The organism is Bacteroidota bacterium, assembly GCA_016714535.1.
Classification (GTDB): Bacteria; Bacteroidota; Bacteroidia; order AKYH767-A; family OLB10; genus JADKFV01.
In genome coordinates this window covers 55090-71536 of sequence record JADKDR010000001.1, presented here as the reverse complement: position 1 = coordinate 71536, position 16447 = coordinate 55090, and the positions used below count along the sequence as shown (strand labels likewise).

The 16447-nt window shown below is 35.9% G+C and carries 20 protein-coding genes; 4 read left to right on the top strand and 16 right to left on the bottom strand.

Annotation, left to right across the window (positions count from 1 at the left end):
- Positions 1-66 precede the first annotated feature (66 nt).
- Positions 67-219 carry a hypothetical protein gene (locus IPO27_00325; GenBank protein ID MBK8845062.1) on the top strand — a complete coding sequence of 51 codons (153 nt, stop codon included), beginning with the start codon at positions 67-69 and terminating at the stop codon, positions 217-219.
- A 260-nt stretch (positions 220-479) separates the two neighbouring features.
- Here IPO27_00325 and IPO27_00320 read toward each other — a convergent pair whose 3' ends face one another.
- The 8 genes from IPO27_00320 to IPO27_00285 all read right to left on the bottom strand — a co-directional run bounded on the left by IPO27_00320 (position 480) and on the right by IPO27_00285 (position 6457).
- Positions 480-998 carry a toxin-antitoxin system YwqK family antitoxin gene (locus IPO27_00320; protein ID MBK8845061.1) on the bottom strand — a complete coding sequence of 173 codons (519 nt, stop codon included), beginning with the start codon at positions 996-998 and terminating at the stop codon, positions 480-482.
- A gap of 67 nt (positions 999-1065) precedes the next feature.
- Positions 1066-1971: a PD40 domain-containing protein gene (locus IPO27_00315; GenBank protein MBK8845060.1), complete on the bottom strand. Its 906-nt coding sequence runs from the start codon at positions 1969-1971 to the stop codon at positions 1066-1068.
- Between the two features lie 446 nt (positions 1972-2417).
- On the bottom strand, positions 2418-3428 hold the full coding sequence (locus IPO27_00310) for an ATP-grasp domain-containing protein (GenBank protein MBK8845059.1): 1011 nt from the start codon (positions 3426-3428) through the stop codon (positions 2418-2420).
- Positions 3429-3437: 9 nt separating this feature from the next.
- Positions 3438-4154: an NRDE family protein gene (locus tag IPO27_00305; GenBank protein ID MBK8845058.1), complete on the bottom strand. Its 717-nt coding sequence runs from the start codon at positions 4152-4154 to the stop codon at positions 3438-3440.
- Between the two features lie 4 nt (positions 4155-4158).
- Positions 4159-4659 carry a hypothetical protein gene (locus tag IPO27_00300; GenBank protein ID MBK8845057.1) on the bottom strand — a complete coding sequence of 167 codons (501 nt, stop codon included), beginning with the start codon at positions 4657-4659 and terminating at the stop codon, positions 4159-4161.
- A gap of 6 nt (positions 4660-4665) precedes the next feature.
- Positions 4666-5202: a YceI family protein gene (locus tag IPO27_00295; GenBank protein MBK8845056.1), complete on the bottom strand. Its 537-nt coding sequence runs from the start codon at positions 5200-5202 to the stop codon at positions 4666-4668.
- A 5-nt stretch (positions 5203-5207) separates the two neighbouring features.
- Positions 5208-5954: a hypothetical protein gene (locus IPO27_00290; protein ID MBK8845055.1), complete on the bottom strand. Its 747-nt coding sequence runs from the start codon at positions 5952-5954 to the stop codon at positions 5208-5210.
- Between the two features lie 83 nt (positions 5955-6037).
- A complete protein-coding gene (locus tag IPO27_00285) occupies positions 6038-6457 on the bottom strand; it encodes a hypothetical protein (protein MBK8845054.1) in 420 nt (139 codons plus the stop codon).
- Positions 6458-6941: 484 nt separating this feature from the next.
- Between IPO27_00285 and IPO27_00280 the strand changes: the two genes are divergently transcribed.
- From IPO27_00280 to IPO27_00270, 3 genes are read left to right on the top strand one after another with little or no spacing between them, the layout of a single operon-like run.
- Entirely contained in the window at positions 6942-8561 is a 1620-nt protein-coding gene (locus IPO27_00280) for a hypothetical protein (protein MBK8845053.1), read from the top strand.
- A gap of 35 nt (positions 8562-8596) precedes the next feature.
- The gene (locus tag IPO27_00275) at positions 8597-9193 is read left to right on the top strand and encodes a hypothetical protein (protein MBK8845052.1); all 597 of its coding nucleotides are present in this window, start codon (positions 8597-8599) and stop codon (positions 9191-9193) included.
- Positions 9177-10256: a T9SS type A sorting domain-containing protein gene (locus tag IPO27_00270; GenBank protein MBK8845051.1), complete on the top strand. Its 1080-nt coding sequence runs from the start codon at positions 9177-9179 to the stop codon at positions 10254-10256. Before IPO27_00275 ends, IPO27_00270 begins: the two co-directional genes overlap by 17 nt.
- Before the next feature lie 578 nt (positions 10257-10834).
- On the opposite strand, the gene IPO27_00265 is transcribed toward IPO27_00270, so the two are convergent.
- The 8 genes from IPO27_00265 to IPO27_00230 all read right to left on the bottom strand — a co-directional run bounded on the left by IPO27_00265 (position 10835) and on the right by IPO27_00230 (position 16051).
- The gene (locus IPO27_00265; GenBank protein MBK8845050.1) at positions 10835-11122 is read right to left on the bottom strand and encodes a hypothetical protein; all 288 of its coding nucleotides are present in this window, start codon (positions 11120-11122) and stop codon (positions 10835-10837) included.
- A gap of 22 nt (positions 11123-11144) precedes the next feature.
- Positions 11145-11555, bottom strand: a complete 411-nt coding sequence (locus IPO27_00260) for a hypothetical protein (GenBank protein MBK8845049.1) — start codon at positions 11553-11555, stop codon at positions 11145-11147.
- Positions 11556-11584: 29 nt separating this feature from the next.
- A complete protein-coding gene (locus tag IPO27_00255) occupies positions 11585-11836 on the bottom strand; it encodes a hypothetical protein (protein ID MBK8845048.1) in 252 nt (83 codons plus the stop codon).
- A 102-nt stretch (positions 11837-11938) separates the two neighbouring features.
- The gene (locus tag IPO27_00250; protein MBK8845047.1) at positions 11939-12250 is read right to left on the bottom strand and encodes a hypothetical protein; all 312 of its coding nucleotides are present in this window, start codon (positions 12248-12250) and stop codon (positions 11939-11941) included.
- A gap of 11 nt (positions 12251-12261) precedes the next feature.
- Positions 12262-13386 (bottom strand): NAD(P)/FAD-dependent oxidoreductase, encoded by a 1125-nt coding sequence (locus IPO27_00245; GenBank protein ID MBK8845046.1) that lies wholly within the window; start codon positions 13384-13386, stop codon positions 12262-12264.
- Positions 13379-14077 (bottom strand): methyltransferase domain-containing protein, encoded by a 699-nt coding sequence (locus IPO27_00240; protein MBK8845045.1) that lies wholly within the window; start codon positions 14075-14077, stop codon positions 13379-13381. The genes IPO27_00245 and IPO27_00240 overlap by 8 nt, the downstream gene beginning before the upstream one ends.
- Entirely contained in the window at positions 14070-15176 is a 1107-nt protein-coding gene (locus tag IPO27_00235; protein ID MBK8845044.1) for a type III polyketide synthase, read from the bottom strand. The genes IPO27_00240 and IPO27_00235 overlap by 8 nt, the downstream gene beginning before the upstream one ends.
- Positions 15173-16051, bottom strand: a complete 879-nt coding sequence (locus tag IPO27_00230) for a UbiA prenyltransferase family protein (GenBank protein ID MBK8845043.1) — start codon at positions 16049-16051, stop codon at positions 15173-15175. Before IPO27_00230 ends, IPO27_00235 begins: the two co-directional genes overlap by 4 nt.
- Positions 16052-16447: the final 396 nt, after the last annotated feature.

The window sequence follows — 16447 nt, the reverse complement described above, 5'->3', positions numbered from 1 at the left end:
AACAACATGTGGTAAAAATAAAAACTACATCGACACCGTTGACATACCTTAGCAAAAAAAATAAATATGCATCACATAGCTGAGGGCTGCCGGCATCAAATGGAAATATCAAGTTTAGATTGCAACATCGATACTGAAAATGTTGTACGCTTTATTGATGCTTCTGTTTGTAAACTCGATTTCGTGAAATTGAAATTTGAAAGAGGAATGTTGGCCTGATAAATTAAAGAGCTAAAAGCGCCACAAATCGTATACAGCCATAGTTAAACAATCGCAAAAAACAAAATTGCTTTACTATTACACCTAATTATTTAAACACGCTCCCCCCCCAGCAAAGCCACTCAATTATGACGACACCCCATGCCGGTGTCGCTGAACACCCGTTAGAGAATACGGGACAGGCCTAATAGACAAAAGCCCCACGTATTCGACTCGCCCGGGGGCTTTCGTCTATACGGCTGAATGTTGTGCGTTCGTTTTTATTTTTCGGTCGTTGAGATTAATTTGTCGTCATCATATATTTCGGTTTTTAATACAACTCCTGTTTCAGAATATGATGTCCATACACCTTGTTTTTTTCCTTGTAACCAAAAGAAATCAGCCTTTAGTTGTCCATTGTCATAATATTGCCTTGATATCCCATTTGGAATGTCCATGATATAAGACTCTTCATACTTTAATATGCCATTATCGTGAAAGTATTGCCACAAGCCGTGTCCTTTTCCATCTTTCCAATAAGCATTATAACGTAATTTACCGTTTTCTAACCATTCCTGCCATTGTCCATTTGTAATACCATCTTTTATAGTTTTCCATAATTTCGGTTTCCCATTCGGATAGTTTTCAGTTACAAAGCCTGTAAATGGCTTTCCATCAAAAGCAATCAATTCAACGCCATCTTTTGTTATTGTTTTGGTTTTAGAAATATCTACGACTGTTTGCCCAAATGAAGTCAGAGCGTAGAATGTGATGAAAGAAAAAAGAAAAATTGATTTCATATTTTTTGACTTAATTGTTAAAGAGATTTTCAAAATTTAAGAACGCTGTTTCAATGAGGTAAATACTTCAAATTCCGTCTTCGGTCGGGTTTTGTCTATATTCTCTCCCAAAAAAGAAATACTTTCCGTCTGGTGAAAATCTCGGACTGCTTTCTTCTGCTTTTGTGTTTACTAGGCTACCAATACTCTTAGCCTTTGTCCAACCCGTGGTTGTTTTCTTAGAAATAAAAATATCTTCTCCTCCAACACCACCTTCTGCTTCGTATGAATTAAAAAGCAAGTATTGTCCATCCGGTGAAAGTACTGCTGAATATTTCCAAGATTTTTCATTTTGAAAAAAACCTGAGATTTTTTCAGGTTTAGTGAATTCATCTCCTTTTTTGGTTGTCTTATAAACTTCAATTACTTTCTCGCCACGAAGCATAGTGGTATAAATAAAATTTTTATTGTCAAGAGAGAATATGAAGTTTTCATTTGATGATGGCCATTCTTCTTTTTCTTCTTGAACAGCATTTATGTTAGAGTTTAATGGTTTTGGATTGCCCCACTTATTGTTTACCAATTCAACTTGCCAAATGTTCATATCAAAGTTTCCTTTGCTTGGCCTTCCTTCAATTGGTCTTGCCGAGCCGAAATAGAAGGTTTTTCCGTCCTGTGAGAAAAATGGAGTTTCGTCTCTATCTGTGGAAAATGGTAATTGAGTGGGGTTTGTCCAAACACCATTTTCAAATGTCGTCTGCCAAAGTTTTTGTTTCTCGCTACCAATTCTGCGTGTAAAAAAAGCCGTCTTGCCATCAGGTGTAAAAGCAATGTCAAACTCACTATTTTCTTTTGTCGATACAATGCCGTCAGCAAAAATTTCAGGTATACTTATGACTCTGTCAGAGTAGTTCAGAGTTGAATGTTTTGGAATTTTTGTGGCACAAGCACTAATTGTCATAGTTGCTGCTAAAAATAAAATTTGTCTATACATTTTTTTCTTGATGTTTCGGGTGTCTGTAAAATGACGCACATCTTCCCGCTTGACGCAAGTCATTATTTTTAATTTTATTTATACGTAGCTTGAAGTGCTTCATTTGCAATTAGTTTGAAATTAATATACAAATAACGCAATTGCGTTTTTTGTATATTTTTATTTGCTTTTGTATTTTATTGCCACTGTAAATGTTCGTTCTTTTGGCTATTGGCAAATCACGTAGAGCAATTCATTCTATAACCAAAGGTACAAGATTTCTCAAGCTAATTTTAAAAATATTAAGAATATGATTTTGCTAAACATCCTAAAGTGAAAGCTTAGATGTACCCCACTGTTTGTCCGCATTTACCTGGGATAAATTTTCTTTTACTGGAAAAAACTCCAATAAAAAAGCAAGATGAAAATTTTGCTGCTAAATTTTCCGGTCACATACATCAGCCTTTTTAGTTGGCAATAAAATGTGTGTACATGGTTTTTACTATTGCATTAAATGAAACAGGTTTAATGCCTCTTGCTCTGTTCTGTATTGCAATGTCTGCTAAAATATTCCAATGATACATTAAATTTTTGTACGCATTTATAAGTCCATAAGAAGTATCGTAAATATGCCCAGGCTCTGAGCTTGCACCATTTAGTTCCATAATCCTGATATTTTTTCCGGCATACAAATCGTCAATTGATTTAACTTTCAAATCAAATCTGCCGTAATAAAATCCCGCCATATCTTTTGTAACCGTATTAAATACCGCGTGCAACTTTTCATTAATAAGATGGTTGCCATTAATAAAGCGCGTGCCACGGCAGTGATTTCCTATTGGCTCTAGCAATACCTTTTCGCCTTTGGCAATTACGGCTTTGCTGGCTTCGCCCAACTTATTTATAATCGCAGTTATCTGAAATCTTGCACGGGTATGTTGATTCATTAATTCAACAATGGTTGATTTACCATCACCAGTAACGGTCAAAAATTCTTTTATAGTTATGGATGTAACAAGCCCCTTATCATGGTTTGGTAAGCGATAAAACAACACACCCAACTCAATAGAATAATCAATAAATTCTTGTATAATATATTCAGTAGAAACTGCTTCATGATAGGTGGCTAGCTCTGCAGCGCTATTTATTTTTTCAACATTAAAACCTCTTTCGCCAATATTTGGTTTGGCTACAACCGGAAATTCGAAGTTGTTTTGTTGCACCGCCTCCACCGGATTGTTAGATGTAATGTAAATTGTTTTGGGTCTATAGTGTGTTGGTATTTGATTAAGTATATCAATTTTACTTTCTCCAAAAAAGCCACCCATTTCTATGTTTGTATTAGTGGCAGTAAAAAATGCAAGCGATCTTGTTTTTATAGAAAGCCACAACCAGTAGGGCAGTACCGGAATATAAAAAAACCACCACGGCCAGTATTCATAGTTTGTCCATTTAATAATAAATAGCGGTGTGTTCATAGTTAGATTCTAATAAAAACGGCAACGCTTTCGTACTTTGTTAACCAGGTCTTCGTAGATTATGGTACGCGATAAATTTTCGTGAGCTATGGATGTTACACTCACCGTTTTCTTTTCTTTAATATCCATAATCAAATTATGTTGTGCAGCGCCATTGCCGGCAAAGTGGTGAAAAAATAAAATTTCTTGTACGGTGTAAATGGTATTATTCTTTAGCCACTCATGAAACCATTGTTCGCGTTGTTCAATTACTTCCTTTTTATATAAAGTTACCGAAGACCAAATAGCAGGTTTTTCGATCGGAAGTTTTTTTAAGTGTGCATGGTTGCCATCCCAGCGCAATTCATAAAGCTTAACAGCATCGGTATTATTGCAAATAATAATTAAGGTGAATGGCTCAATTCCAACAAAGTTGTATTGCGATGCATACTCCTGGCAGCTTGCATATTGAAATATATCAAGCAAAACCAATCCTCTGCTTTTCGCATAGGGTGGTTGATGTGTATGTTTTTCGAATGCGCCATTCAATAAACACAGCGTGTACTTAGTGGGCGATGTGGCAATCCATGTGCCTTGAGCTTCCAAATCTTTAGGAAAAAAAACGGTAGTGCCGTTAATCGAATACTTGGTAGGTGGAAGTGCTGTTTTTCTTGTAACAGATTCATCTCTGTTAGAAGTAAGTATAAAACCATTTTTCTGTAAAGGCAGATAGGTTACTGTACACATTGGATTATGATATAGACAATTGCTGCTGATGTATGATGGTAGAATGCGCTACACCAAAGTTTGGCGGCAGTGCAATTTGTGGAAAATGTGTTATGATGCCTATTTTAATAATAGCCAAATGATGAATGCTGTGTTCAATGTTGTAAGCCAATTCACGATACACAGAAGTGGCAACAGAATAAGTTCCATCGCCATAATTCATGGCAAGCAATAAAGGTTCATCACTAAGTTGTTCTATGCAATGTGCAATATTTTTGATGGCCTCACAGGTGTAAATTCTGTCGGTTTCCAATAAGATATTTCTTTCGCGCGAATCATAATCTATATGTTTATTTGCCAAGCCATTCAATAAGCATTGGTGAAATTCTACAATGTGCCGAACATGCTTTCCAATAGCTTGTTTAGCTAAAACTTCGAGCGGTGCAGTATATTGCTCATCCATTAATTGTTGAGCAAGATTACCAACATCTGCTAGTATTTTTATGTTTTGATTTCGAATGTCCATCTTCAATTATTTTGATGCATTAATAACAATGGCAATGGTAACATTATCGGCCATGGTCCAACTACTTCCACCTACATTATAATCTCTGCGGTCTATAGTGAATGTGGCTTTAAAGGTAGCATTATTTTCCGATTCAACATAGGTAAAGGGGATAGCAATATTTTTTGTTACATCTTTAATGGTTAACATAAAGGTGCCCTTGTAGGTGCCATCTTTTTCTTTACCAATTGCAGTAGATCGTATATAGATTTTTGGATACTTAGCTACATTGAAATATTGTTCCTTGTTTCTAAGGTGCTTGTTTCGCAAGTCGATTCCGGTGTTGATCGTACTTGCATCAATACTTGCTGCAATGGAGCCTTTCTCATAATTGACATCATCAAATTTAATAGCTGCAACCAACCCGCTAAAGGAGCCATCTACCATAAGTCCTGCGTTTTTAATTTTAAATGTTACAGCAGCTGTGGTAGGTTTCCAGGGTGTTTGAGCCATCGCTGTTATGCTCACGGCTAAAAAAACTAAACATGAAATATTTTTTATCATAAAGTTTATTTGAATGGGGTGTAGGTAACTCCTATCATTCCCATCAAGGTTTTGTTTCTCCAACGGTCATTGTCAAATACGAGTTTGTTGGTGGTGGTATATTCAGTAAATAAAAAACCCAGGCCGGCCTTTATGCCAATTTTATTTTTTATCCAATATCGCACATACAGTTCAGAGTTAAGGGTTCCCAAATCATTATCACTAATCAATAAGGCGTTGAAGGCAGTAGGCTTTGCCTCCTGAGTTTCGCTCATAGTTAACGGGCGTTTTTCTGCCATGTACTTTCCAGTTTGGCTACCGCCAAAAGAAATTCCTACGGCATCAATGTTAAACCCAATATCAAATTTTTTGGAGACAGAATATTGAAGATTTATAAATGCATTCAATGCATTAACCTGTGCTTTTGATAAAAATAGGGTATCATAATTTGCAGGATTAATTTCGGTAAAAAGCACTTGGGGCCCTGTTTGGCCACTTGTTAATTTTGCCGGTGCAGTAAGGTAGTTTAAGTCACTTCCTGAATATCCTGTAAATCGAACTCCGTATCCAATTTTGAATTTTTTCTTTTTACCTAGACCATGTAAGTGTACCCATGATAAAGCGCCAGAAAATTGACCACTGCTAACTCCCAAAGTAAAATCAAAATGGTTATTGTATTCGTATCCTTTGGGCGCTTCTGTGGCACTTTCCTGCGCAAAACAAACATAAGCGAAAAAGAGTGCAATTGAAGTTAAGAGGCTTTTTAATTTCATCGTTATTGTTTAAATTATAATGTCAAAGATAAGCACTATATCCTAGAAGCAATGTCAGTTAAATGACATTAATCAATAAGTTATTAATTTAGATAGTGCGAGTGAGTAGATATAATATGCATGATTGTTGAAGGATGCATATATCTTTCTCTTTTATTCATTAACGATTTATGGTTTGGTACACCCCAACTGGTGATGTTTAAATTTTTGCGCACATTGGTACTCCATGCAAGCAGTTGATAGCCAAGCCCATGGTCTATGCAAAGCTGATCGGTATTAAATTCAAAATGGTCGTTGTATTTTTTTGATAGATGCCCAAAAAATATTCGACACATGCCTCCAAAATTCTTATTGCTAAAATCACTAACGTGACTCAGTTCATGTCCTTGTACTCCTATCTGCGCTTTATAGGTTAGATGTTTTAGAGTTATAGTATCTAAAAACGATGTGCTTTTTTTACTAATGGTGACTATATACGTTCTCTTCTTTGCACAATTAAACATGCTATTTACATCTTTGAATGATAATAACAACAACCCCTAAATATTTTTTAGCATAAGCTTACTTATGTCATTTATTTATTTAATTTTGGTTATCCAATTTGATTTGCAATGAAACAAAACGGCAATAGCAATTCGAAAGTAAAAGCATTAAAGCTACAAGCTACTAAAGTTTTATTGTAAAAACAAAGTTAGAAACATAAATTGTCTAAAGTATTATTTCTATGAAAAAAGCACCCACGAATTTTCCTTAATAATCCAGCATCCTCCGTAAGTATAATAATTGATTTAACCGGGTTTATGGCTACTAACAAAAATTCAATTTCTAAAATCAATTATTATGAATTCAATAACAAAAATATCAATACTGATAATTTGCTTTATCACAATGACACATGTAGTTTTATGAGCACAAGTTTATCGCAGTGCAACTGCAGCAGAAACAACTATTAACTCAATAACCAATGTTACTAATACGGGCTGTGATGTGCGCGGTGCATTAGGTGGAGAGATAAATTCTGCGTTTGTTTGGGATGGCCCTAATGCTTCCTTGCAACTGAATATAGAAAATTGCAGTGGTGCTGGTATTAATCTTAATGCCATGATTGCTTTACCTTTAGGTGCCACAGACCCTGATGTTGTTATATGTAATAACAATGCGGGTAGTGCCGATCCCATCATTATTGTTGTGTATAATCTCAATGGAAATGCTGGAATAAAATTGTACAAAAAAACTTTATTTGGAATTTGTACAGGCTTAGGAATTGTTGATATAACCGGTAATCCTATTTATGCAGGTGCTGTTAACCAAATTAATTCTTCTCCTTCATCTTCCACTATAAATATTGATTGCAATAATTGGGGGCAATTTGCAATAGTATGGGAAAGTAACGGTGTGATAAGAACAATAGGAGGCATTTATAATCCCGGACCAAGCACCCTAACTTTTGCAACTTTAATTTCGGACTTTCCGGTATTTGGTTCATTCAATTCAGCAGCGCAACCTGATGTTTCGGTATTTGGTCGTAATTTAAATTTTAATGCTAATACCACACTTAATTATACATATATTAGCAATACAGGCTCAGTAATATTGCACTTGGTTCGGTTTGCCGCTATATACACCGTTCCTAATACGATAAATGTGCCTACTTTAACTTCTTACACTGGTGCTGACCCAAGTACACCTTTAGCGAATGGCCAGTTTTACCAAACTGAAGTTGTTGAAGTAAATAATGTTGGTGGCGCATGGACTTTTAGCCTGCCTCGCATAGCTAGCAACCAAGGTGCTACAGGCAATGGTGCTGATCAAAATGAATACACCGCTGTATTTGAAGCCTTAGAAATTGCTACCGGCCATAGTAATATTATTGGGATTAGTTGTGTGCTGGATTTGAACTTTACAGGCACAATTGGTGATTACCAGATTCAATCAAACTGTTATACGGATGGTAGTCAGGTTCCGCATCCTACAATTCCATCAACACAAACGCAAGAAATTGTAACGCAAACGCAATATAATTATATGCCGGTGGTTTCCTACAACCGAAAAAACACCAATATCATCATAGGTTGGAATATTGAATATGCGCCACCTATGTACAATTTTCCTAATACTAATGGCTTACCGGTTGTTATATATGCTAATCCTACTCAAACTTGCAATGGGGTATTATTGGATTTAGGTTGGGTAAGTCAACCGGGGTGTGGAGTAAGTGCATTAGGGTATCAAAATAACTACCTTGGTGTGCCAACTATACCATCCAATTTTCAAAATGCACTAAGTATATCAAGCAAGGGCACCAATGCAAATATTACTTATATGTATTTTGATGCAAGTAATAATGGGATTAAATACAAGGATGTTGGTTTTCAGGCAGCAAATTTAAAGATTGTTGATGAGGAGGCCATAGCTTCAATAACCATTGAGCCTAACCCAATCAATAATGTCTGCAAAATTATTTTAAGTAAAGAAGTAGAAGATTTGAGTTTATATAACATACAGGGTGCTGCTATCAATAATTATGCATACAATCAAATGAAGGAGCTAGAATTGCAAATCACAAACTTAGTCCCAGGTTTATATTTACTCTATTGCAGATTGTAAAATGGTCAAATGGAATCCATTAAATTTATAAAACAATGAAAGCGATAGTAGGAATCGTTTGTATGCTGCTGTTTGGTATTATAGCAAAGGCCCAATGGTTTCAACTAACCAAACAAAGAAACATTGGCGTTGGCGGTATTATAGGTGGTTTAGTGGCAGGGCCTTATTATACCCACAATCAAATACACAGGTTGCCTAATGGCAACCTGTGTTTAACTACCACAGCATCGCAAGATACCTTATACGATAAAACAGTATGGGGCTATGGAGACAATGATGGGTGGTACCTCGAAATAGATTCTGAATTTAATAGTGTGAAGCAATGGATTATTGGCGGAGATACAACTGATATATTGTCGGATTTTATTTTAACATCGGATACATGTATGCTAAGTTTATTTATTTCAAACAGTGATTCAAGTTTCGATAAAAGTCAAAATAATAAGGGCGACAACGATTACTGGATAGTTAAAACAGACATGAATGGAAATAAGCTATGGGACATTACCTTGGGTTCGCAATACGAAGACGTTCCAAGTCGAATTTATGAAACATCCGATAGCACATATCTAGTATTGGGCAACTCACGAACGGAATTTCCTTCAGGTGATGTGAGTGACTCTGCAGGCTGATGCTCCATGGTTTGTTATACTTGATAAAAATGGCAATCTTAAAAATAAATACCGAATCAGCCCAGCTGCTTCATGGCCCTATGCTTTGACTTTTTTACCATTTGGACTGTATTCAGTGCACTTTTATGGTGTGCAAGGGGGAGTTTGGGGGAGTGTTGGTACACATGGGTCATTAATTTTGGAAAGTGATACCGCTGTTTTTGCCAATTGGACTAACCTTTTCGATGCTTGGGGTTCAGGAATTGGAGGTTGTTTTTATGATAGCAAAACTGATAATAATTACTTAGGCACGACACTTTTTATTCAAGATACAAATAGTATTTGTAGTGAGGTTTCGCGAGGTGGATTTGATGGAGTTGTTTATAAGACCGATTGGCTTGGTAATGTGCTATGGACAAAACTTTATGGTAACAATTGCAGAGACAACCTTGCAGGAGTTTTCGATTATAACGATACGCTACTATTAGCCTACGGTTATACACAATCTGCAGCAGGCAACGAAATATCACACACTATACATGATTATAATGCTAATTGTGCAGCATCAGGAGCAGATTTGTGGCTATTATTAATTAATAAAAATAATCCCTTTCAATATTGTGATACCATATTTGGTGGTAATAGATTAGATATATGTGGATTCAATTCGCTATCTCGGTATGATGACACCACTTTCTATTGGGTTAGCTCAAGTAGTTCTGATTCGTCATTTGAAAAAACCAGTCATAAGAATGATACTGCATCAACTAGTAAAGAGCTTTGGTTGTTAAAAATGATAATATCTCCGTATGCATTATCGGGTTTGGGCTGGCAAACGGCAGAGGCCACAGCACCACCTACGGTATTTCCAAATCCTACCAATAATATGCTGCATGTATCTTTTGATACTAAAGGGCCTTATAAGCTAACCATACAAAACATGCAGGGTGCAATAGTATATAGTGGCATATTCAGCCCTGGCGCGTGCAGTGTTTACATAGGCCACTTGGCGCCTGCAACATATACATACACCGTTAGTACACTAGAGGGCACATCATTTTATGGTAAGGTTATTAAATATTAGAGGTGGAGTTTTAATTATAGAATGCAGCTTAAGTTCAGCCTTAAACAGCTTTTAAATAGTAGTGTATATATGATATTCAATTAGGACGAAGTCATTCGTTTAGCAGAGCTAAAAAGGGGCGAAAGGAAAAATATTCGAACAAAAAAAATCGTGCATCAATACTAAATGAAGTGAGATTAAAATAATTTGATATGGACGTTTATTTAGTGCCTGCTAGCAAACGCCCAATGTCAATGACATCAACAGTTGCATATTAAAAGGGATGCTGAAAGTTGAAAAGAAAAAACGAAAACACTGTAATTGAGTGTTAAGTTTGCTCCATATTGAAAAACAAACAAACGATTGCGCAGTGGCGAAAACTCAAACACATCAGACCAATTACTAATCACTTTACCGGACAGCGAGCCAAGTCGTATTCAAAGTGAAACAATACTTATACACCACACATAGACTCAAAGTGCGTATCGATAACGTACTGCAACAAATAGCGCATATTAATGATGTGCTATGCCCCCCCCATTAACTGGTTTCGATAAGCGTTACAAACGTATATAGCCTACGTTAACAAATTTGCAAACCTAAAAGAGCGTAGATTCCAAAATCAGGTGTTTTCGGGTAGACACTAATAGCGATGGCCTTGTAGCCAATGGAGTAATTCTATTTTTAAACCTAAATTTTATCTTAATGTCAACGAGTTCCGGAAAGTAGGAAAGCGCAATTAAGGTTTGTTGTTCAAATCCAATTGGCAATGTTTTTTTATTCCCGTATTTTATTTTTAGCTCAGCAAGGTCTTTTTCTGTCAGGCTATCCTGATAAAATTCCTGCACCACTTGTTGCGCCCGAAGGTTGAAAGAAATGTGCAGCATGCTCATAAGCAATACGAGGCATTTAAAAGGCTTCGGCAAAAACGATGTATAATCCATGTCCTTCTTTTGTAAAACCCATGTCAAAACGCAGGTTAATGTTTTCTTTTTTATTTAACTTGTAGCGAAGTCCCATTCCATAATTATACCTAAAGGCCTGTGAATCAAAATTTCTTGCTTTGTCTGCAACCTGTCCTATACCTGCAAATGCAACCATACCAATACGCTGAAAAAGATGCACCCGTGTTTCGCCTTGTATAACCATTAAATTATTGTCTCTGAATCTTCCTCTATAGCACCCGCGCAAGTATCGTGCACCACCAATAGCAGGCATAGCCCTGAATGGTACCGTGCCATTATTAAAATTTCCATACGCTTGCAAGGCAAGTGTATATCTATTGTAAAAGGTAATGTACTTACGCAAATCTACAGTCATGTTTGAAAATTGAAATGACTCATCGTTAACTAGTTGTTTGTAGATACTGCAAGTTCAGCACAATTGCCCGATGTACAATTGAGCACATTATTGCGTGAATCATAAATTAGCAATGCACCGGTTCCACTAATAAAATACCCATTGCCTCCCACCACGTCTTTCGGATTCATCATCAATGAATCGGATTTTATAACATTCGTAAGGTATTGCATTTGGTATTGTATGCCTCCAAATTTTTTTTCGCCTAAATTCCTTACATTTTTCGAGCGTAAGCTGAACATATCAAATGCATAGAGTTCTCTTTTCGATTCGCATGTAAAATTTCCTATTCAAAAAAAGTATTCCGGAAAGCGCGTACAATCAAGCCCTCCTGTAAAAATATATTATTCGTTTTTCGAAAATATCTGCCATTCATTCTCAACAGAGAGTTGCTTGTTTTGAGTGATTGAAACATACAATTGTATGTTTGAGTATCGCGAAACCGTATCTGATTTATTAATACGAAATACCGAATAGATTAATGCTCCAACACCAATGCGCGTTTCAGGTGTATAGTATGCCAATGGCAGTAATTTGGTTTTTCGCGGTGGCTTTGGCTGTGCAAGTGTATCTTGTGAGTTAGCATAATTGCAAGCATTACCCAATATTGAGAGAACGATAAAAATAGATTTTGCTATCTGCTTATATACAAACATTCAATTTTATTTTAAAATTTCTTGCCATGAGTCATGCTAATAAGTTTGTCTGTTGCCATTGGAATTTTCTTAAGTACCGCGATTGCAAAGTTGGTAAGTAGTTCTCCGCCAAAAAGATGTTGAATGTATTGGCCTGCTTTTATCCTGCCTGAAAATAATTGATTCCACCGCAGGTTATAGGCATCTTCAAATTCTTGTCGGGATATAAGATTATCTAAAAAATTTTCGATTAATTGAAATGCTGTATAAGAAGCATGCATGGCCATACTCATTCCATTGCCACATAGTGGTGCAATACTGCCTGCTGCATCTCCAAGCATTACCTGATGGTTTTCGATGGCCGATTTTTTATCAAATGTAATTTGAGAAATGGTAAGTGGTTGTTTGTAGATGAACTTTGCTGTATTGAAATATTTTTTTAAATAGGGGTTTTTCATCAATACATTTTCTTCCATTTTTTTAATATCATTCCCATTCTCGTTCAGATTTTCAGATGTTGTTAAATAACACATGCAGTAGCTATCGCCATCTACTTTCGAAATTCCACAATAGCCATCTTTAAAATTATGCAACTCGATTCTGTTAGCAGGTAAATCTGCAATGACATGATATTTTACACCCACATAATTTTTCTTTGAAGGGGAAAATTTTCTTTTCAACTTAATATCAAGCACCGATTTTTTTCCATAAGCTCCACAAGCAACTTTAGCTTGATAGGTTTGCTGTGATGCAGTTATAGTGAAAAGGTCTTTTTCAAAAAGCACATCGGTTACTTTAGTTGCTTGCAACAAATTAACTCCTTTGCTTATGGCCAGTTGCGCCAATTGTGCATCGAGCGTATAACGGCTTATGCCAAAGCCGCCTAAATCAAGCGTTCGGGTTATGGAGTTGCCATTGGGCGATGAAATTTTTACTTCATCAATTACCGGCAGACTCATGGTTGAAAGTGGAATTCCAATTCGTTCTAAAAAATCAAAACTTTCCATCGAAATATATTCTCCACATACCTTATGAAAAGGGTACTTTTCCTTTTCGAACAAAATAACTGTACGCCCAGCATTTGCCAATTGAATGGCAAGCGTTAATCCTGCCAGTCCGCCACCTGCAATAGCACAATCATATACGTTGTTACTCATTGGGATATATAATTACTAAATGCCTGAATGCCCATTTGTTTTGAATGCTGTATTTTTTGATTCCTGATTTTTTTATTATTTCTATCCATTCTTTTTTTTTAAAACCTCTCAATACCGATAGGGGAGCATCATTTTTTACTAATACAGTTTTTGAAAACAAACGGGTAAGAAATTTAATTGCATAGTATGCGATGGCATTTCTTTCTAAATCATTAATTAAAAATATAGCATTGTTAGCTGAACATAGTTTTACGAAATCAATAATTTCAGTCTCTGTAAAGTGATGACAAAATAGCGATGCGTGTACCAGGTCGATTTTATTTTTTTGAGAAAATACGTTTCTAAAATCATCGCACGTAAAAATTAGTTCCGGATAGTTTCGGCAATGTTCTTTTGCATATGTTATACAGTCAGGCTTTAAATCAATTCCTGTTAAGCGAATTTGCATTTTTTTCTTTTGTGCCCATGTGATTATTGCTTTGGCCGAGTCGCCACCTCCGCTACCAATATCAATTAGGTTGTAAACCTTTGTTGTGTCAGTTATTAGCATCTCAAGTCCAGCAACAGTAATGGCATGCCCTCCTAAATACGTATTAATAAAAGCTAACTCTTTCAAATTTTGAAAGAGCGAGTCTCTTGGAATATCGGACTCGTCAAGTAATTCTTTTTTATACGAACGTGTTTTAAACATTTTCAAGTACGGCTGATTCCATTGTTAATCCGGGACCAAACGCCACCATATAGGTAAGCTCTTTTGATTTGTTGTTTACTTTGTTTTTCATCAAGTCTTTTAATACAAACAAAATGGTAGGCGATGACATATTACCATAATCTTTTAACACACGGTACGAGCTTTCTAAATCGTCATGTTTCAAGTTGAGTTCTTTGTGTACTACCTCCAGAATTTTTCTTCCTCCCGGATGGATTGCCCAATGTGTTATATCTGATTTGTTTATTTTTAGTTGAGCAAGAGATTGGTCAAACAGGTTTTTAAATCCTTTTTCTATTAATTGTGGAATGTATGAACTCAACGTCATCAAAAAACCTGAAGAGGATATTTGCCATGCCATATCGCGTTTACCATCTAATTCAATTTGCGAATAAAAACGTTTTATTTTTAGGCCATTCGATTGATGGATATCCGTATTCTTGTCCGAAACTATCAATGCGGCAGCTGCACCATCGGCAAAAAGTAAATTGGCTGTTATGTTATCCATGTCATCCTTCTTTTGAAAATGGATGGTGCATAATTCAACACATATCAGCAGTACCACTGCATCTGAATCGCTTTTACATATATAGTCAGCTTGCTTTAATGCATGAACTGCTGCATAGCAGCCCATAAAATTTATGGAAGTACGGTTAATATCTGAATTTAATTTAAGGTGCTGTACTATTTCAATGTCTAAACCCGGAGCACACAAGCCGGTGCATGTAACGGTTATTATATGCGTAATTTGATTTTTATGTATACTGCCTTTTAGGCAATTTTCTATTGCCTCAATACAAAGTGGAAGTGCAGCATTATTAAAATACTGCATACGATATTCAATGGCCGGAAACGGCTCAAGGTTGGTTGTTTTGGGATAAAAGATTCGATCTTCCTTGCTGCATGAATAGTCTGGTATTACCGAGTAGCGATTTTCAATACCACTTTTAGCAAATAGCAGGTGTAACTTCTTTTTTTGTTGATCCGAATATTGATACAGATTACACATAAAATCAGCCAGGTCTGATTGGCGGTGCTTATATACTGGAAGCGCAGTTGATATATTGACTATAACACTCATTTAATCGTATTTATAATAAGTAACGTGATAAATAATAAGTTCATGCAAGTGGATGCAATGAAGTTCATTCGCATTGTATTTTTAAAAGAGGCTTCTTTTTCGTTTTTATAAACTTTAAAAAACCATTGTAGAAAATATAGAATTACCGGAAACAGAAATGCTTGAAACAAGATAAAATGTTCCATTTTATTTTTCTGACTGAAGTAGAAAAAAAGCAACACATTGGCCATCGAAAACATGATTGCGCAAAAAATAAATGTCCCTCTGATTCCGAGTTTATAACTTATGGTAATATCTCCACTTGCTTTGTCAGCTTCATGCTGATAGACTTGTGTTAGTGGATATACACCGCCTATCAAAAATAAGCAAGCTGCTAATACTGTTACCATGCTTACATCTATGGGTGCACCGCTTTTATTTATGCCTGCATAAACCATCCAATAGGTAAAGGCACCCTGAAAAAATATAACCGTCATAAAACCAACATAGGGATATTTTTTTAAGCGTATTCCTTTATAGCTATAAGCGCGAGATGCTATCATATATGCTAGGGTAGATAAGAAAAAGTAAAAGCCAACTATTAGTGAAAGACTTAACCCTATTAAATCAAAAACAATTGAAGTGTAAAAAAGTTGCCTGGTTGGTTGAGGTGGATGCTCTAAACCACCAATGCTTGTTTCATCTTTATCCATGTAGCTGTTGTAGCCGTTGCTTGCAGGATAGATAAACAGATGTAAAACAAAAAAACAAATAGTGGCCTTTAGCCAATCAGTTTGCGGAACCTGACTTACAGCAAAGAAAAAAACTGGCATTAAGAAATACGAAAAAGGAATGCGCAGCAGTCTTATAGTATCTCTGGTTATTATCATTTGCATTTTTTAAGAATAAAATCATTCATAAAATGGCACAACCATTTTATTCGGCAATCCTATTACACAACAAACTAACACATTTATACGGTATAAAAATAATTGGCATCCCTCATTCAACTAACCGGTAGTTGCCTTAATACGTTTTTCATTTGGTGCCAAAGCCCTTAGTTTGCTTAGTAGGCAAGATTTTATTGATGCAAGGTTGATTATAAGTAAGCGGCAAGAGTAACCGGTTTCACCATGCCTGATTATATTTTTGAATGTGTACGGTCAGGCTATACAATGGGTGTACATTTTTATAAAGTGAATTGGCTCTAAACATAAAGGTGATAATGAATGCGTTATAGTATTAAATAGAAACCAGAAAAACAAGTTGCTGATTTTAATAACTTCATTGCG

What these genes read in the sequence shown, in the direction of transcription:
- IPO27_00300 (MBK8845057.1), bottom strand. Translation starts at nt 4,659, where the DNA reads ATGGACATTCGAAATCAAAACATAAAAATACTAGCAGATGTTGGTAAT.
- IPO27_00285 (MBK8845054.1), bottom strand. Translation starts at nt 6,457, where the DNA reads ATGTTTAATTGTGCAAAGAAGAGAACGTATATAGTCACCATTAGTAAA.
- IPO27_00295 (MBK8845056.1), bottom strand. Translation starts at nt 5,202, where the DNA reads ATGATAAAAAATATTTCATGTTTAGTTTTTTTAGCCGTGAGCATAACA.
- IPO27_00255 (MBK8845048.1), bottom strand. Translation starts at nt 11,836, where the DNA reads ATGTTCAGCTTACGCTCGAAAAATGTAAGGAATTTAGGCGAAAAAAAA.
- IPO27_00250 (MBK8845047.1), bottom strand. Translation starts at nt 12,250, where the DNA reads ATGTTTGTATATAAGCAGATAGCAAAATCTATTTTTATCGTTCTCTCA.
- IPO27_00275 (MBK8845052.1), top strand. Translation starts at nt 8,597, where the DNA reads ATGAAAGCGATAGTAGGAATCGTTTGTATGCTGCTGTTTGGTATTATA.
- IPO27_00265 (MBK8845050.1), bottom strand. Translation starts at nt 11,122, where the DNA reads ATGCTGCACATTTCTTTCAACCTTCGGGCGCAACAAGTGGTGCAGGAA.
- IPO27_00320 (MBK8845061.1), bottom strand. Translation starts at nt 998, where the DNA reads ATGAAATCAATTTTTCTTTTTTCTTTCATCACATTCTACGCTCTGACT.
- IPO27_00290 (MBK8845055.1), bottom strand. Translation starts at nt 5,954, where the DNA reads ATGAAATTAAAAAGCCTCTTAACTTCAATTGCACTCTTTTTCGCTTAT.
- IPO27_00235 (MBK8845044.1), bottom strand. Translation starts at nt 15,176, where the DNA reads ATGAGTGTTATAGTCAATATATCAACTGCGCTTCCAGTATATAAGCAC.
- IPO27_00260 (MBK8845049.1), bottom strand. Translation starts at nt 11,555, where the DNA reads ATGACTGTAGATTTGCGTAAGTACATTACCTTTTACAATAGATATACA.
- IPO27_00310 (MBK8845059.1), bottom strand. Translation starts at nt 3,428, where the DNA reads ATGAACACACCGCTATTTATTATTAAATGGACAAACTATGAATACTGG.
- IPO27_00245 (MBK8845046.1), bottom strand. Translation starts at nt 13,386, where the DNA reads ATGAGTAACAACGTATATGATTGTGCTATTGCAGGTGGCGGACTGGCA.
- IPO27_00315 (MBK8845060.1), bottom strand. Translation starts at nt 1,971, where the DNA reads ATGTATAGACAAATTTTATTTTTAGCAGCAACTATGACAATTAGTGCT.
- IPO27_00240 (MBK8845045.1), bottom strand. Translation starts at nt 14,077, where the DNA reads ATGTTTAAAACACGTTCGTATAAAAAAGAATTACTTGACGAGTCCGAT.
- IPO27_00325 (MBK8845062.1), top strand. Translation starts at nt 67, where the DNA reads ATGCATCACATAGCTGAGGGCTGCCGGCATCAAATGGAAATATCAAGT.
- IPO27_00305 (MBK8845058.1), bottom strand. Translation starts at nt 4,154, where the DNA reads ATGTGTACAGTAACCTATCTGCCTTTACAGAAAAATGGTTTTATACTT.
- IPO27_00230 (MBK8845043.1), bottom strand. Translation starts at nt 16,051, where the DNA reads ATGCAAATGATAATAACCAGAGATACTATAAGACTGCTGCGCATTCCT.